Origin of the sequence: Acinetobacter sp. YH12145, from assembly GCF_013418335.1 — a bacterium.
Classification (GTDB): Bacteria; Pseudomonadota; Gammaproteobacteria; order Pseudomonadales; family Moraxellaceae; genus Acinetobacter; species Acinetobacter amyesii.
Window position 1 is genome coordinate 123425 of record NZ_VPCE01000003.1, and the last position, 16338, is coordinate 139762.

The 16338-nt window shown below is 39.3% G+C and carries 16 protein-coding genes; 12 read left to right on the forward strand and 4 right to left on the reverse strand.

The features are described from left to right. Positions 1 to 107: 107 nt before the first annotated feature. Positions 108 to 824: a TetR/AcrR family transcriptional regulator gene (locus FTU80_RS03430; RefSeq protein WP_306669684.1), complete on the forward strand. Its 717-nt coding sequence runs from the start codon at positions 108 to 110 to the stop codon at positions 822 to 824. Between the two features lie 40 nt (positions 825 to 864). Here the strand turns inward: FTU80_RS03430 and FTU80_RS03435 are convergent, their stop codons facing one another. Together FTU80_RS03435 and FTU80_RS03440 are read right to left on the reverse strand one after the other, a co-directional pair. Beyond that, on the reverse strand, positions 865 to 1194 hold the full coding sequence (locus FTU80_RS03435; protein WP_180084258.1) for a hypothetical protein: 330 nt from the start codon (positions 1192 to 1194) through the stop codon (positions 865 to 867). 325 nt (positions 1195 to 1519) lie between these two features. Continuing rightward, positions 1520 to 2980 (reverse strand): inorganic triphosphatase, encoded by a 1461-nt coding sequence (locus FTU80_RS03440; protein ID WP_180084347.1) that lies wholly within the window; start codon positions 2978 to 2980, stop codon positions 1520 to 1522. 320 nt (positions 2981 to 3300) lie between these two features. Here FTU80_RS03440 and FTU80_RS03445 point away from each other — a divergent pair, with 320 nt between their 5' ends. The 4 genes from FTU80_RS03445 to FTU80_RS03460 all read left to right on the forward strand — a co-directional run bounded on the left by FTU80_RS03445 (position 3301) and on the right by FTU80_RS03460 (position 6756). Beyond that, positions 3301 to 3684 carry a DUF962 domain-containing protein gene (locus tag FTU80_RS03445; protein ID WP_180084259.1) on the forward strand — a complete coding sequence of 128 codons (384 nt, stop codon included), beginning with the start codon at positions 3301 to 3303 and terminating at the stop codon, positions 3682 to 3684. Between the two features lie 604 nt (positions 3685 to 4288). Beyond that, the gene (gene thiE / locus FTU80_RS03450) at positions 4289 to 4909 is read left to right on the forward strand and encodes a thiamine phosphate synthase (protein ID WP_078188828.1); all 621 of its coding nucleotides are present in this window, start codon (positions 4289 to 4291) and stop codon (positions 4907 to 4909) included. A 35-nt stretch (positions 4910 to 4944) separates the two neighbouring features. Beyond that, on the forward strand, positions 4945 to 6243 hold the full coding sequence (gene hemL, locus FTU80_RS03455) for a glutamate-1-semialdehyde 2,1-aminomutase (protein ID WP_180084260.1): 1299 nt from the start codon (positions 4945 to 4947) through the stop codon (positions 6241 to 6243). A gap of 102 nt (positions 6244 to 6345) precedes the next feature. Continuing rightward, on the forward strand, positions 6346 to 6756 hold the full coding sequence (locus tag FTU80_RS03460; RefSeq protein WP_180084261.1) for a heme-binding protein: 411 nt from the start codon (positions 6346 to 6348) through the stop codon (positions 6754 to 6756). 115 nt (positions 6757 to 6871) lie between these two features. Here FTU80_RS03460 and FTU80_RS03465 read toward each other — a convergent pair whose 3' ends face one another. After that, positions 6872 to 7786, reverse strand: a complete 915-nt coding sequence (locus FTU80_RS03465) for a LysR family transcriptional regulator (protein WP_180084262.1) — start codon at positions 7784 to 7786, stop codon at positions 6872 to 6874. Positions 7787 to 7942: 156 nt separating this feature from the next. Between FTU80_RS03465 and FTU80_RS03470 the strand changes: the two genes are divergently transcribed. The 5 genes from FTU80_RS03470 (at position 7943) to rapA (ending at position 14065) form a co-directional block, all read left to right on the forward strand. After that, positions 7943 to 8725, forward strand: a complete 783-nt coding sequence (locus FTU80_RS03470) for a hypothetical protein (RefSeq protein WP_180084263.1) — start codon at positions 7943 to 7945, stop codon at positions 8723 to 8725. Positions 8726 to 9108: 383 nt separating this feature from the next. Next, positions 9109 to 9249, forward strand: coding sequence for a hypothetical protein (locus tag FTU80_RS03475; protein WP_180084264.1), 141 nt, complete (start codon positions 9109 to 9111; stop codon positions 9247 to 9249). A gap of 354 nt (positions 9250 to 9603) precedes the next feature. Beyond that, positions 9604 to 10308, forward strand: a complete 705-nt coding sequence (locus FTU80_RS03480; protein ID WP_180084265.1) for a phosphopantetheine-binding protein — start codon at positions 9604 to 9606, stop codon at positions 10306 to 10308. Positions 10309 to 10441: 133 nt separating this feature from the next. After that, on the forward strand, positions 10442 to 11086 hold the full coding sequence (locus FTU80_RS03485; RefSeq protein WP_180084266.1) for an RluA family pseudouridine synthase: 645 nt from the start codon (positions 10442 to 10444) through the stop codon (positions 11084 to 11086). 141 nt (positions 11087 to 11227) lie between these two features. Further along, complete coding sequence (gene rapA / locus FTU80_RS03490; protein ID WP_180084267.1) at positions 11228 to 14065, forward strand: RNA polymerase-associated protein RapA; 2838 nt, start codon at positions 11228 to 11230, stop codon at positions 14063 to 14065. 112 nt (positions 14066 to 14177) lie between these two features. Here the strand turns inward: rapA and FTU80_RS03495 are convergent, their stop codons facing one another. Beyond that, positions 14178 to 14615 (reverse strand): hypothetical protein, encoded by a 438-nt coding sequence (locus FTU80_RS03495; protein ID WP_078193593.1) that lies wholly within the window; start codon positions 14613 to 14615, stop codon positions 14178 to 14180. Between the two features lie 510 nt (positions 14616 to 15125). Between FTU80_RS03495 and FTU80_RS03500 the strand changes: the two genes are divergently transcribed. Both FTU80_RS03500 and FTU80_RS03505 read left to right on the forward strand, forming a co-directional pair. Continuing rightward, entirely contained in the window at positions 15126 to 15389 is a 264-nt protein-coding gene (locus tag FTU80_RS03500) for a PAAR domain-containing protein (protein WP_078193592.1), read from the forward strand. Between the two features lie 106 nt (positions 15390 to 15495). Further along, complete coding sequence (locus FTU80_RS03505) at positions 15496 to 16293, forward strand: alpha/beta fold hydrolase (RefSeq protein ID WP_180084268.1); 798 nt, start codon at positions 15496 to 15498, stop codon at positions 16291 to 16293. The last annotated feature ends 45 nt before the right edge of the window (positions 16294 to 16338 follow it).

Genomic DNA, 16338 nt, shown 5'->3' on the forward strand with positions numbered 1-16338 from the left:
CTTAATTATTTAATTTAATAGTGACTGTTATAAAAATAAACTATTTGATTAAATTGTGAGCGTCAATTATTTTATTAGTGAACGTTATAAAATATAAATGTTAGCTTATGATGAATGATTCAAAGCAAGAAAATCAGCACGCTAATTCAGCCGATTCGGTCAAGAAGCGTGGACGTCCTAAATGTTTTAATGAACAGCAAGCTTTGGAAAAAGCCATGATGTTGTTTTGGCAATTTGGCTATGAAGGGACATCCATCAGTAATTTGACTCAAGCTTTGAATATCACAGCACCTAGCTTATATGGCACATTTGGCGATAAAGCCGCGCTCTTTGAAAAATGTATTGAATACTATAGTGAACACGAAGTTCAGCCTGCAGAAAAAATTCTACAAGCAGGTCAAACGGCTAAAATTGCGATGGAATTGTACCTATATGACAGTATTCAGCATTTGGTACAAGCCAATAAACCTAAAGGTTGTATGGTGGTGGTGGCAACAATGAATTGTTCACAGCAAAACCAAACCGTACAAGAACAGCTCAAACAACGTCGTGCCTATACTAAAACAAAAATTATGGATCGGCTCGCTATAGGCGTGCAAAATTCGGAAATTGAAAGTTTGGCTCATGCAGAGCAATTGACTGATTTTTATATGACCTTATTGCAAGGGATGACCATACAAGCACGTGATGGTATGGCCTTGACGCAATTACAGCGTATGGTGAGTAATGCGATGAAATCATGGGGATTATTAGCACAAGGTCAAATCAGTATGGATTATGAATTAAACCCCAATAGCAGCGTAGCCTTAAGGCAATTTTCTTAGTTTTTTGAATGACTGTTATACAAAAACAATTTTTTGACGCTTATTTGCAGGGATGAATTTTAATGTCGCCCAATTCCATCACACTGATATAACCATCAACCGCAATTAAATTGTCACTTTGACTCGATAGAGTTAGACATTCTCCAGACTTGACGCTGGATAGTAGCTGACCTTGCTGCGGATTCAAGTTCATACTGTAAATACTCAGTGTGCCAGCATCGGTTTTGATTTGGTAAGACTCATCACCATAGTCCTCATTATTATTGCGCAGGACTTTAAAGGTTCGTCGTGTCTGATCAAAGTTTTGAGTTGGAGAAAGCGGTTTTTCGACTTGTAAGGATGCCGTGCGCCTTAATTCGGTGCTTTGCACAGGCTTATGTTGTTCACTACAAGCACTTAGTAATGGGAAAAGGATAAATATAAGTGAAAATGAAAATAGGGGATGAATTACAGGTATGTGACTATTCAACATAAAACCACCCTGAATCTAATTTTTCAGATAGCTTATTTTAAAAGTTTTTATCCAGAAAACAAAAATAATAGCTTCTCAAAATATTTCAATGTAACTGAGTCAAACTAAGGAATTGATGAATTGAAAATAGCCGAATTCGAATCTGAATGTCCAATAAATGAATATCTATATAAGAATGTGGGACGCAAATAAAAAGGGAGACTCATTCAATCTCCCTTAGGTTTTATTTAATGAGTTTTCGACTCACAAGGAATTGTTCTGTCGCTTCTAATAGCTTATCAGCATAAACCTCTAGTTTTGCCGTCAACCAACCGAGAACAAACCAATCGCTAGCTTCCAGCTCTGTTTGCTGAATATACTGTGCAGAAGAGGAAAGGACTTGGTATTCCTGTGCCGCAACTTGTGCATCATTGAGTGCTTTACTGTATTTCTGCAAATTTTTTACATCGTAAATCGACGTCAAAACTGGGAAGCTAAATTTAAGCTCTTGTATGCGTTGAGAAAGCACGTCTAAGCTTTCAAAATTGTTAATGTCGGCATCATTTAAAGCCTCTTGGAGGGCTTTATATTGGTTTTGCAGGGTTGTTTGAGCATACCATTTAAAATCGTGTTGCTGCGGTGCATCCTCCACTTTCAAACTAAACATTAAAAGCTCAAGATAATGATGCACATTTTGAGTCGATTTAACCAAATTGCCTAACTTCTCTTTGCAATACAAAATATCTTTAGTTAAATTTTCTGAAGTCGTTGGGTTTTGTAAAAATCCACCCAAGGTATTTTGCATGTGTTCAAAATGGTGTAATTGTTCAAATTGCTGCTTAAATGCGCCTAATTGCACAGCCCATTTTTCAACGATATCACTGTTCCAATCTTTAAATAGCGAAATGGTTAATTGTAAATGATGGAGTGCTTTCTGAGCTTGTATAATGTGCTCAGCCTGAGCCACACCTGCAGAAATTGCGGCAATATTAGGCAGAAGATGCTGCATTTCCTGTGCAATTAAAAGTCGTAAGTTTTTTGCGGCAGTATCTTTTTTACTGAGTTGAAATTCTTTAGCCTCAACTGCTGGACTCACAGTTTGATTAAACGCCAGCAAATTCCCGATTTCCGCTTTACTGCGAACATCTAACCATAAATGATACTTTTTAACCCATTCAAAACTAAAGGCAAGGAGTGATTGAATAGAGCCACTTTTAAGCTCAAATTCAACTTCATGAACTTCTGTTTCTGTGCTGTTGCTGCGGATACAGCCGACATCTAAGCAAACTTCGATCTTGGCATCTTCAAACTCTATGACGCGATAAGTTCTGAGAATATCTGTTTCAAACTGAAGTTGTAACGAATCCTGCTGATCGCCTAAAGTGGTTTTTAAAACCGATTGAACTTCAGCTTCATTGGCATAGACCGATAAATCTAGGGCAGGGGCTTGTTCATGCTCGCCCAAATCTAAGTTATGTTCAAACCGTTCAATGTGACTTTTACCTGCAGCTTTCAGGGTTTGAATCCAGCGCGTTCCTTCTAAACGTTGACGCAAAGCTGCATGCTGCTGTGCCATTTTTCGATCTGGGGTATCAAAATATTTAGCTTTAAGTTGAATTTGTTCCGATTTTTTTGGATCGAGTGCTTTTAATAATGCAGTTCGACGTGCTTCTGGAATCTGGAACTTTAATTCAACTTCAACCATGGTTTTCTGTCCTGATGTTACAACTTCATAATCTGGCATGAAGCGATCTCTAAATTTTTATAAAAATGAAAAACTAAATCGTACGTAAATTTTCTATGAGCTAAACGCGTTTCGATTGTAGCGAAAAACAGTTGAGAAGTAAGACTTGACTGATTTGAAAGCGCTGATTTTGGCCAAAGAAAAGTTTTAAAAATGGATATTCCATCAATTGTATAATTCACAATAGTTCAATTTTCATTGGAACAAAATAAAATTTTACGCCTTTAAAGTGGGCGAGTTTTGAGCTATGTTGATTAAAATAAGTTCAGGATGAGCACAACATGAATTCACAAGTACAACCCGAGTTTAATCGAGATTTAAAGCCCGAATTTCAGTTACCTATTCGTGACTATTCGCAATTTTATCGGTTTTATTTGACTGAACATCGAAATATCATGAGTCGACGTTTACATGCCACCGGCAGCAGTATAGGACTCTATTTCTTCGCAAAAGCAATTCTAAAAAGACAACCGAAATATTTTGCTTATGGCCTGGTTTCAGGCTATGCCTGTGCATGGGTCGGACATTTTTTCTTTGAAAAAAATAAGCCAGCTAGTTTCAAGCAACCTTTGTACAGTTTTATTTCCGATTGGCGCATGCTGTCTGATATTGTGAAGGGGAACTTAAGCTTACAAGACCGCAATTTAGATAAGATTGATAGTTAATTGTTTATTAATCAAACGCTTAATTTTTATGGATATGGGTGTGATTTTTTTGAGTAAATGACTTGCAAAATTAGAGTGATTAGTCTAATAATGTTCATATTGTTTATTTACTTCCTGTCTATAAGATGAAAAGTCGATAAACCCCAGTTTTCCGAGCCTAGAGTGACCTTCTCTAGGCTTTTTTTATGGCCTTAGAAAAGTTCTATTGTTTGAAAAATATAATAATAAAAATTTTAATAAAATAGGCTAGACTTTTTGATGCTCTGAACGCTCCCCAAAACGTTTCTTACCAAGCACCAAAAAGTCTAATAGGTTACACATTTTTATTTTTATTTTTATTTTTATAAAGTGTTGTGTTTTTATGCGCTGCGTTTTGTGTTCTTCTGTTGCAGTATTAAATAATTTGTATCAGTTTTGTTCTATACCTGAAAATAGGTATTTTTTGCCATTTTCTACAGAAAATTCAATTAAACATTTATATAAGCAGTCCTGTGAAAAGGAATATAACTTTCTCAGCGGCAAAGCATTAAAATTTTATGCCCCAAGCAACATTTCATAGACCTAATCGTTATAATATTCAAAAGTTTTAAGTTGTGATTGAACTATGCGTGGTTTATACCTCATTACCAATGATGATCCTATCGAATTGCTTTTAGCCAAACTCGAAGGCGCGATGGCAACTTATGAAGTTGCTGTTTTGCAATATCGCCGTAAAAAAGTGGCAAAGGAAGATCAGGCTTATGAAATTGAATACATGAAAAATATGTGTAATCAGTACAAAGTGCCTTTTGTTATTAATGACGATCTAGAAACTGCAGTTCAATATGGTGTGGGTGTCCATTTAGGGCAAGATGACGGTTCAATTGCTGAAGCTGTAGCACGCTTACCTAAAAATGTTTTGATCGGTCGAAGCTGTAATAACTCTTTAGAGCTGGCTGAGCAGGCGATTGCAGACGGTGCAAACTATGTGGCTTTTGGCGCCATTTTTGCAACTGAAACCAAGCCTGAAGCAGGCAATATTGGCTTAGAAACGCTAAAACAAGCCAAAGCGAAACTAAATGTACCTATTTGTGCAATTGGTGGTTTAACTGTAGAGAACTCCGCTGAAGTGATTGAAGCGGGTGCTGATCTTTGTGCTGTGATTAGTGATGTATTAGGTCGTTCAATGTCTGCTGTAAGCAGTCGTGTTTATGAATGGTCTGAGCTTTTTGCTGAACAAGCTTAATTTTATTTTTTAGATTGAATAAGTAGAGAATTTTTATGAGCTTATCTGCTAAGCAAGAACAATTATTTAAACAAGCCAGCAAGCATATTCCTGGCGGCGTAAACTCTCCTGTACGCGCATTTAATGGTGTAGGCGGTACACCGGTATTTATCGAAAAAGCGCAAGGCGCATATCTCTATGACGTAGACGGAAAACGCTATGTCGACTATGTCGGCTCTTGGGGCCCAATGATTTTAGGTCATGCGCAGCCCGACATTATTAAAGCGGTTCAAGAAGCGGCTGTTGATGGTTTAAGTTTTGGTGCGCCAACTGTGCATGAAACGACATTGGCGGATATTATTTGCGAAATTATGCCGTCTATTGAATTGGTTCGTATGACTAATTCAGGGACTGAAGCGACTATGACAGCCATTCGTCTTGCTCGTGGCTATACCGGCCGTGACAAGATTGTAAAATTTGAAGGTTGCTACCACGGTCACTCAGATTCACTCTTGGTTAAAGCGGGTTCAGGCTTACTCACTAAAGGTGAAGGCGAAGCGACTTCTGCAGGTGTTCCTGCTGATTTCGCCAAACACACTTTAACCCTGCCGTACAACGATATTGCGATGCTGAAAGAATGTTTTGCAAAATTCGGTTCAGAAATTGCAGGTGTAATTGTCGAGCCAGTTGCAGGCAACATGAACTTGGTGAAACCTATTGAGGGTTTCTTGCAAGCAATTCGTGATGTCTGTGACGAGCATGGTTCTGTTTTCATCATTGATGAAGTGATGACAGGTTTCCGTGTCGGTCTTGGCGGTGCGCAAGCGCATTATGGCGTAACGCCTGACTTGACTACTTTAGGCAAGATCATTGGTGCTGGCCTGCCTGTGGGTGCATTTGGCGGCAAGCGTGAAGTGATGGAATGCATTGCACCTCTTGGCAAAGTTTATCAAGCAGGTACATTGTCTGGTAACCCATTGGCTATGCGTGCCGGTATTGAGATGTTTAAACATTTGCGTCAGCCGGGCTTCTATGAAACTTTGACTGAAAAATTATCAGGTTTGCTTGCAGGCTTACAAGCTGCTGCAGACGAAGCGGGCATTCCGTTCTTTACTCAGCAAGTAGGTGGTATGTTTGGTATTTACTTTACAGATCAAACTGAAATCACAGGTTTTGATTCAATTTTGAAATGTGATGTAGATGCTTTCCGTACCTTCTTCCACGGCATGTTACAGCGCGGTGTAAACTTAGCGCCTTCTGCGTTTGAAGCAGGTTTCTTCTCAAGCGCGCATAGCGATGAAGATATTGCATTTACCATTGAAATGGCGAAAGAAGTTTTTGCTGAAATGAAGTAATTTTCATTTAAATCGGTAAATTCTGCTTTAGAATAAAGCCCGCAGCCTGCTGTGGGCTTTTTTGTTGTTTTAAGTTCAGCTTTTTAAGAAAAGGATTTTTAAATGAAAACCAAGCATTATTTAACTTTGGCAGATGCAGAATTTTTACTAAACACAGCACATGCTTATGCAGTCGAAAATGGCTTTAATGTCAGCATTGCGGTTACGGATGAGACAGGCAATTTATTAGCGATGAAACGAATGGATGGTGCATCGCCAATGACAGCAAATCTATGCTTAGAAAAAGCCAAATGTTCAGCCATCAGTAAGCGCCCATCTAAATTGTTTGAAGACTTGATAAAAGGCGGACAGATGGGTTTCTTAACTATGCAGACGTTTAACGGTATGCTGGAAGGTGGTGAGCCGATTTTGTATGAGGGGCAATTGGTGGGTGCAATGGGTGTGTCTGGTGTGAAGTCATTTCAGGATGCAGGAATTGCACAGCAGGCGATAGAGAAGTTTTTAGCACAGTAAGACTAAGCATGATCTTGAGTGAAATAGATAATTCAGCCCAATCGATATGTTGGGCTTTTTTTTATTTTGATTTAAATGTCTAGGAACTTCGCCCATAGCATTAAATCGAAATTTTCTAAGATTGAGCCGAAGCATTCAGCATGAAATTGATAAATGCTTTGAGTTTAGAAGACTGATAGTTAGACTTTGGATAGAGTAAATAAAAAGGCCGAGTTGTTTGGCTATAAGATTTGAGAACTTCCACCAACGCGCCGCTTTGTAATTCTTGCTCCACTGAAAAGCGGTAGACCTGCATCAGTCCCGCACCTGATTTAGCTAAGATTAAGGTCGAGAGATAATCATCTTTACAGGTAATTTTTCCTTGCACATCAACCATAATTTTTTTGCCTGCATCCATGAGTGACCACGGTCCAGACTTACCTGAACTCGGCAATTCAAACAAAATACATTCGTGATGCTGTAAGTCTTCGATGTTTATAGGTGCAGGGTGCCTTTTCAAATATTCAGGTGTAGCAACAATGCATAATGCAGCATCTTCAAGTTTTCGTGCAATTAAGCCAGAGTCGGTTAACTCATTACCGCGAATCGCAATATCATAATCATCAGTTACTAAATTTACATTATGGTTGCTGACATGAATCTCGAGCTTGATGTGTGGAAACAGCTCGGCAAATTTAGCCATTTTAGGCAGCAGTCGATAATGTGCATAAGCTGTAGGTACGCTAATTTTCAGTAAGCCGATGGGGTGTTCCTGTTCACCGCTGATTTGCATTTCACCTTCGAGTAGGCTATTCAGGGCTTGTTTGCAAAAATAATAATAATGCTGCCCAGCATCGGTAATTTTAAGTTGGCGTGTAGTGCGGACAAATAGCTTTACCCCAAATTTTGCTTCTATGCGTGATATCGCTCTACTGACTGCGGCAGGAGAAATGCCTGCTGCAATTGCTGCAGCAGAGAAACTTTTCTTTTCCACGGTTAAACAGAATAATTCAAGACTGCCGATTTGCAGATCATCATAGTGACGCAACATAATATTTCTGCTTATTAATTACATGATGTAATAAGTAAATTAAATTTGAAGATCTTTTTCAAGAATTTATTTTCGATAAAGTGGGTTTAACAGCTGATTCAGCACTGGCTGAGAGCAATTATTTATACAACTCCACAACGAATATCGGAGATACATATGGCGATTCTCAACTACGAAACAGGCCCGATTCAGGCAGAAGCAGCGTTTACTTCAGACTTCCCAGTTGCAAGTGAAATCAAGATGCATGATTTAGTGAATATGCAGGAAATTGAACGTCGCACCATGGATGTGCGCCCGGGCATGCGCCACAAATATATGCCACTTGGTTTTGACCGTTTTAGTGGTGCGCTTTGGACTGGTGGACGCTACTTATTTGATACTTGGGAAAATGTAAAAGATTATGAGCGTTTCACCAGTGAAGAATTGGAATTTGAGCCGGATGTAAAGTTTTGGAGCCGTCCATTTTTCTTGAATGTACAGCGAAATATTTGGCGTGTTGCTGGTGCTCATGATTTTAAACCCTTAGCAACATCACATCATGTTGTGCGTTTTGAACGGTTTTCTACACAGCATGATCAGTTAGATCAGCTGCTAAAAGAGGTTTGGCCGACTTTGCGAGAGCAAGCGCAGGCGCTAGGTTTGTCCAGTGCTTGGCTGATGTTTAATCAAGATGAAAAGCAAGTCAGTATTGTGACTGTGGCTGCCAAAGTGGATACAGGTAATGCGGCTGAAGATAGCATTAAGGCTTTGGCTAAACTTGAAAGCATGAGCTCTTTGAGTGAATTGTTACCTTCTGAGTTAGAGTTAACGCCACTATTCGACCGAACCAATCCAATACTTGCACAGTGGCTGCCTCTATCTCGTGTTGCAGGCGGTGAACCTTCGGCACATCCGATGTCACCACCATTGGCGGCACCTACCGTCGAACCACAAAAATAAATACGATAAGCTGACAGGGGTCGTGCTCTTGTCAGCATTCATATTGTAGTAAAACAGTCTAGAAAATGTGGTCGTTTGAAGTATCAGGGCTTATTGGAGTGCTAGCAGTGTGTTTTATAATGATCAGTTCTAGTTTGATATACTATGTAATATACAGATTTAGGAAATACATTAAAAAAATGTAATTCTTAATGCGATGTATACTAGGGAGGATCAGTTATACATATATTTTACAATGATGAGTATTGATGTATCTCGAATATTGTTTGTGAATGAAAAGAATATTAAAGAAATTATCGTAAAATAAAAAAATGATATTTGAAAATTTTTTATGTTCTTTTAAAAAGAATGGACGTTATACAAACTAAAATAAAGGGAAAGGTATGGACTCAAAAGAATTAGCTCATCTGCTCAAAAAAGGAATTATTAACGAAAACCTAGAAATTTATAAAGGATTGTTCACAGACCGCTCACCATCAGAAATAAAAGATCCTTATTTTATTGAAGCAATAAGTTTTTTTTAATACTTTGCCAGACGAACATAAGAGAATTTTTTTCTCAATCTTACGACAAGTAATGATTGATTCAATTAGTAATGTATTAGGTGTTATTGATGACAGCTCAAGTTTAGAAGAGCACGATGGTGATTTTTCTTTACTGTATGAGGGTAAATCACTTGAATATTTACAAGATTATTTTTTATCCCAATTTGAATAAAACCAAAACTTAGGTTTATCTAATAAACTTAATAGAATTAAAAAAATCTATAAGTTTAAAGTTGACCAAAAAGTAAATCATCAGTAGCCGAAAGTCACTTTCAGATATGATTCTGCGTTAGCATATCAATTGTTCCAACTTGAGTTATGTACCGAGTCTGTATGCTGTATTCCATGCCCAAAAAAATCCAATTTGCACCATCTCAAGCGAAATGGCAGCTGTCATCAACACAGTCGGTATTGGTGCTGGATGGTTTACAAAATCTACGCATGCAGCAGGGCATACAAGATACGCAGTTGATGGAAAATTTGATCCAACTGACCAATAAAGCCAAAGCCTTAGAGATTCCCATTGTCGACTTATATGGCGATGATTTACTTCAAGGCATGCAGCAGCTCGGTGAATATGCAACAACACACCCTCAGCTCATCTTTGCAGGGCAAATCATGCCTATGCTGAAACAGATCTTGCCGCATCTATATAGCGTAACAGAGCAAATCTGTATCGTGGATGATGCGATTGTGATGAATAATCAGGAGCAGCATATTCAGTGGGTGGACTCCATGTCAGGCCTAGGGATTCATCACATGAGTAGTTATAATTTGATGCGGCTTTTGAATCTGTCAGCACCAACGGAATTCGTTTTGTCAGCCAAAGGCATATTATTGGCTATCGCAGAGCAGTTAGATATGGACGCATTGGAAATAGATCCCTTAATCGATTTACGTAGTTATGGGCTCGATTCCGTTGCCATGGTCAGCTTAATTGGGTTGTGGCGTGCCAATGGTGCAAACATCCGTTATGAAGACTTTTTAGATGATGCAAGTCTAAAAGCATTGCTAGAAAAATTGCTCAGTACAGACTAAACAAAGCCAATTGGAATTATTTTTGTTCTAAATCGGAAAATACGTCGGGAAATATGGCTTTGTGCATTGTAATTGTTGGCTAAGCTTTTTATTATTGCCGCCTTGTTTTTCGAGATCAGAACTGGATTGAACTTTGAGTAATTTTCTAACCGAACACCTGATACATCGTGACACTGACTTTATGGTGATCCATAAACCAGCAGGTTTACTCACAGTTCCGGGAAAAACAGCAGATTTACAAGACTGTGTTATCAATCGATTATCAAAAATTGAACCGAATACCTTGCTCATCCATCGTTTGGATCGTGATACCTCAGGTATTTTGGTTTTTGCATTAACCCGTCAAGGGCAAAATCGAATTTCACGCCAGTTCCAAGAACGTCAAACTTCAAAAACATATCAGGCATTGGTTGCGGGTACGCTCGAAGGTGAAGGTACTGTTGATGTACCCGTCGTGTATGACCCAGAACATCCGCCACTGCATATTGCCGATCCTGCACACAATAAGCCTGCGCTTACGCATTGGAAAGCCACTGAACATTTTGAGATTCAGGGTCAAGCCGTAACACGTGTAGTTTTAACTCCTATTACCGGTCGATCACATCAGCTTCGTGTTCATATGCAATATTTAGGTCATCCTATTGTAGGTGATACTTTATATGCAACACTTGAACAACAACAGCTGATGCCGCGCTTATGTTTACATGCTGAGCGTTTGAGTTTTAACCATCCTGAAACAGAGCAAACAGTGGAATTTCACTGTCCTGTACCATTTTAGGAAAATCATTTAAATCCCTAAGAATTCTGCTCACTATTTAGTGGGCTTTATGTCAAAATATATTGCTTTATGGTCTAGATTTTTGCTCAAATAACGTTCACAGTTTGAGCATAATATTTTCAGACCGAACTTGAGAAAAAGGTGGAAAAATTGCAGCAGTTTGCTATTGGTCAACGTTGGTTATCAGATACAGAAACGGAACTGGGTTTAGGTGTTCTTATTGATGTTGATGAGCGATCGGTCAGCATTTTATTCCCAAAAAGTGATGAAACTCGTGTCTATGCCCGTCACAATGCACCTTTATCTCGTATTGTTTTCAATGTAAATGACGAAGTCCAAGACCAAGAAGGTCAAATTTGGACTGTTGAATCTCTTGAAGACCGTGGTGGCGTGGTTCGTTATAACGCGGTACGTAAACTTGCCGATGGCACAGAAGAGCGTAAAGCACTGAATGAAACACGTATTGGTGCAAGTATTCAGTTAGCAAAACCATTAGATCGTTTGCTTGCAAGCCAAGTGGACTATAAAGAATGGTATGACCTGCGTATCGAAGCACTGCTTCTTCAAGCCAATATGAAGTCTAGCCCTCTACGTGGCTTGGTAGGTTCACGTGTGGGTCTCATTCCACACCAACTGTATATTGCGCATGAAGTGGGTAAACGTTTTGCTCCACGTGTATTACTTGCTGATGAAGTGGGTCTAGGTAAAACCATCGAAGCAGGTCTGATTATTCATCAGCAACTCAAAACGGGTCGTTCAGAACGTATCTTGGTCTTAGTACCTGATTCATTGCAATATCAATGGATGATTGAAATGCGTCGTCGTTTCAATCTTGAGTTCTCATTATTTGATCTGACACGTACAGCATCAATTAAAGAACACGATCCAGATCTCAACCCATTCTTAACAGAACAATGCATCATTGCGAGTGTCGATTTGATGATCGACCATGATGACTTGCGTGAACAAGCCCTTGACGCTGGGTTTGATTTGCTCGTAGTCGATGAAGCCCATCATTTAATGTGGTCAGAAGAAGAAGGCGGCAATGACCGTTATGACCTTGTTGAAGAACTTGCTGAAAAAACGCCGGGTGTCTTGTTATTAACCGCAACGCCTGAACAATTAGGTGTGGAAAGTCACTTTGCACGTTTACGTCTGCTCGATCCACAACGTTTTAGTTCTCTTGATCGTTTCTTGGATGAAGAAGAGCAGTATCACCAAACAGCTAAAATTGCTGAAGTGCTGATGTCTGATCTACCACTCGAAGAAGGGCATTTGGCAGCGATTGAAAGTCTATTAGGTCATCGAATTACTGACGAGCCAGAACAACGCTTTCGTGCCATTCACGAGTTGTTAGACCGTCATGGTACAGGCCGTATTTTATTCCGTAATACCCGTGAAGCGATTCAAGGCTTCCCGGGTCGTGACTGTCAGCCTGCGCCATTACCTGCACCAGAAAACTGGTCTAAAGATGGCAAGCTACGTGAACAAATGTGGCCTGAAGAAGCGCAGCTTGATGGCTCGTGGATGGAAACCGACCCACGTGTGATGTGGTTGATGGAACGTCTGCGTACAGACCTGAAACACAAAAAAGTGTTATTGATTGCACGTAGTGGTCCAGTGGTTGAGTCTTTAGAAAATGTACTTCGTTTGCATGCGGGTATTCGCACAGCGATGTTCCATGAAGGCATGAGCTTATTAGAGCGTGACCAAGCAGCGGCTTACTTTGCGGAAGAGTCATACGGTGCGCAAATTTTACTCTGTTCAGAAATTGGTTCTGAAGGTCGTAACTTCCAGTTTGCATCGGACCTTGTGTTATTTGACTTACCTGCCAACCCAGACGTACTTGAACAACGTATTGGCCGTTTAGACCGTATTGGTCAAGAAAATCGTATTCAAATTCATGTGCCTTATCTGGTTGGTACTGCTCAAGAGCGTATGTTCCGTTGGTATAACGAAGCATTAAATATTTTCTGTAATATCTCGCCGACTGCGCAAACTCTCCAAGAAAACTTTATCGTCAATCTGAAAGATTGTTTGTTGGCTGATAAAGGCCAAGAGTTTGAAGATTTGCTCGAAGCGGTAAGTGTGCAACGTGAAGCACTTGAAGCTGAACTTCAAGAAGGTCGTGACCGTTTACTTGAGTACAACTCTTGCCGTCCAATCGTGGCACAAGAAATTGTGACTGCACTTGAAGACTACGACGACAATACTACTTTGCCAATGTTTATGAAGCGCTTCATGGCGTCTACAAACATTGATTTTGATGAGCAAAGTAATGGTACCGTGATCATCAAGCCAACAGATCAAATGCAAGTTCAGGGTCTGACTTTGGACGAAGAAGGCATGACGGCGACGTTCTATCGTGACCAAGCACAGATCCGTGAAGATGCTCAGTATCTAACACTTGAGCATCCATTCACTGAAAGTGTGATGGAAATGATTAATACGCAAGGCTTTGGTAGTACTAACGTTGCTGTATTGAAATCGGCCGCTTTACCGCAAGGTTCTGTGTTAATGGAAGTGTGGTTTAAAGTCGATGTCGTTGCACCGAAAGCATTGAATTTGCCGTCAAGTTTGCCACAACAGTTGGTTCGTGTATTACTGAGCGAAAAAGGTCAGGATTTATCGCAAAAAATTGCACCTGAAATTTTACGTCCTTATTTACATCATCTTGATGGCAACAGTTGCCGCCAAGTGGTTAAGGCGCGTCGTGATGTCATTGAACAGCGTTATACGCAAGCGCTTGAAATTGCTCGTGGTGCATTACCGGGCTTTAAACAACAAGCTAAAGAAATCTACGGTAGCAAATGGCAATATGAAATTGACCGTTTAACTTATTTGAAGCAGTTCAACCCAAGTATTCGTGAAGACGAAATTGCACGTTTACAAAAACTGCAAAAAGAAGGTTTAACACTGCTTGATGGTCTAGCGGTTACACCAGAAGCGATTCAAATTATGGTAGTGGTTAAGCCATAAGTTAAGAATCTTCAAAAAGCACCTTAGGGTGCTTTTTTTTATGGCTAAAATTATAACTGTAAAATTAATCACGACAGATTTACGCTAAATCAAAGTTTTGTATTGTTTATTTTTAATCTAAATTGTCGACATCGGCATAAAAAAAGTAACTATTCTTCAGCAATTCTACAGCTTGATCAAAATCTTCATTTTCATCCAACATATAAAATATGCCATCAAGCTTTGTATAGTCAGGATGATTTTTTGCTAACTGAATTTGGATCGTACTTCGTTCTGCTTGGCTGCGTGTTACATAATGAACACTAAGTAAATCAAAGTCGATGTCATTACATAGCGGCTGTTTTAAGGCAATGGCACCACAATAATCATGTATTTCAGGTAATAAGCGTAGAACTAAATCAGCCTCTTTGCTTTCCGCCACGATGAGCTCTGGGTCTGCAGTCTTACACAAGGCCAGTATTTCTGTTAATAGGGTTGTTTCATCTAGTGTATGGTCTAACACGATGACTTTTTGTGGTTGGGTTAAATCAAAGTCATTTATTAAAATCATAAAACCTCCTGAAAATAGAATGGTTATGCTTTATTTATCTGCGTTATAAAATGAAATGGTGCTACGTTTGGAATCTAAAATTTATAAAAATAGTTTTGAATAATGTGTTTAGTCTAAGAATGTTCTAAAGTTAATCATGGCGTAGAAAAGCACCATTTTCTGATTCGAAGCTCAGTTAAATACTGAAATTTTAAAATAGGGTCTACGCTTCATGGTCATTGCTAGACTCAATATACATGCTTTGATTAGTAAAAGAATCGGCATCGCGACATAAGCTGTCGTGATTGATGTCAATTGAATTATGAAAGTGAAATGATTAAATGTATTTGGACATATAGCGATAACATCATATTCAAATGATTGATCACGAACTGCCTTAATGTCGTGTTTTAATGCTTTAGTTAAGTAAAGTTTTGGCTTGGTTAAATTTATACGTCGATGCTAGCGAGTTGTGGGTAGTTCCGTTAAAATGCTTCAAATTTCAGCAGTTCGTTAGAAGAAAATAAAAATATGAAATCCTTAATTACCTTAGGTAGTAAAACGTCACACGGTGGTGTGGTTTCAGAATGTGAACCTTCATTTGTGATTAATGGTATTGCGGTGCATTTAAACGGCATGAAACATTATTGCCCGAAATGTAATTCGACTGTGGCTGCGATCGCGGCAGATCAAAGTACAACGGTAAAGGGGCGCGGTGTTGTGGTTGCTGGAGATAAAACCACTTGTGGCGCAACATTTTTACCGAATCAATCAATGGTCGGTTCACAAAAATAATCTGCAAACTGACTTTGGGGTCATATAGATAAACTCATTGAGTCCTGTTTAAATCGTATAGATCTCTTTATGATGGGTCATCATCAGCTGATTGGATGAGTTTTAGATGAAAAGCGCGATCCATTTTACCCATGCCAATGGTATTCCTGCTGCAAGTTATCGAAAGTTTTTATCCTACTTTACACCGCAATTTGATGTGAAGGCGATTCCGCTTATTGGTATGGATGAGCGCTATCCGATCACCAAAGATTGGCGATATTTGGTCGAACAAGTCATTGCAGATATTGAATATCAATTTCCAAAACAAAAAGTGATTGGGCTTGGACATTCTTTTGGTTCTTTAGTCACTCTTATGGCGGCTTATAAACGTCCAGATTTGTTTTCACAACTGATTATTATGGATCCACCTTTCGTAATCGGTCCTAAGTCCGCCATTTTTGAAGGTATGCAAAAATTAAAGCTCAAAGCTGTGGATAAAATTACCCCAGCGGCAATTACATTGAAGCGTAATGACCATTGGCCAAATTTGGATGAAGCCTATACGGCACTACGGAATAATCGTTTATTTAAAAGTTTTGATCCGCAATGTTTTGAGGATTATTTTGCACAAGGTGTTCGCACTGATGAAAAACGCGGTGGCGTGACCCTCAGCATTCCAAAAGCCGTGGAAGCGCAAATTTTCCGTACAGTACCTGCATGGTGGTGGCGTACTCCACGTAAAGCCCCTCAAATGCCTGTACACCTTATCACCGCAGATAACAGCCATTTTTATAAACAAGGTTTGCCTGACGGAATGAAGAAAACCTATGGTATAGATTATAGTGTAGTTGAAGGTGGGCACATGTTTCCACTTGAGCAGCCGAAACAGACAGCGCTACACGTCATACAGTACTTACAGCATTAGAAAAATAAATTTTGTTCATAAAAAAGGAGACCTGAACGTCTCCTT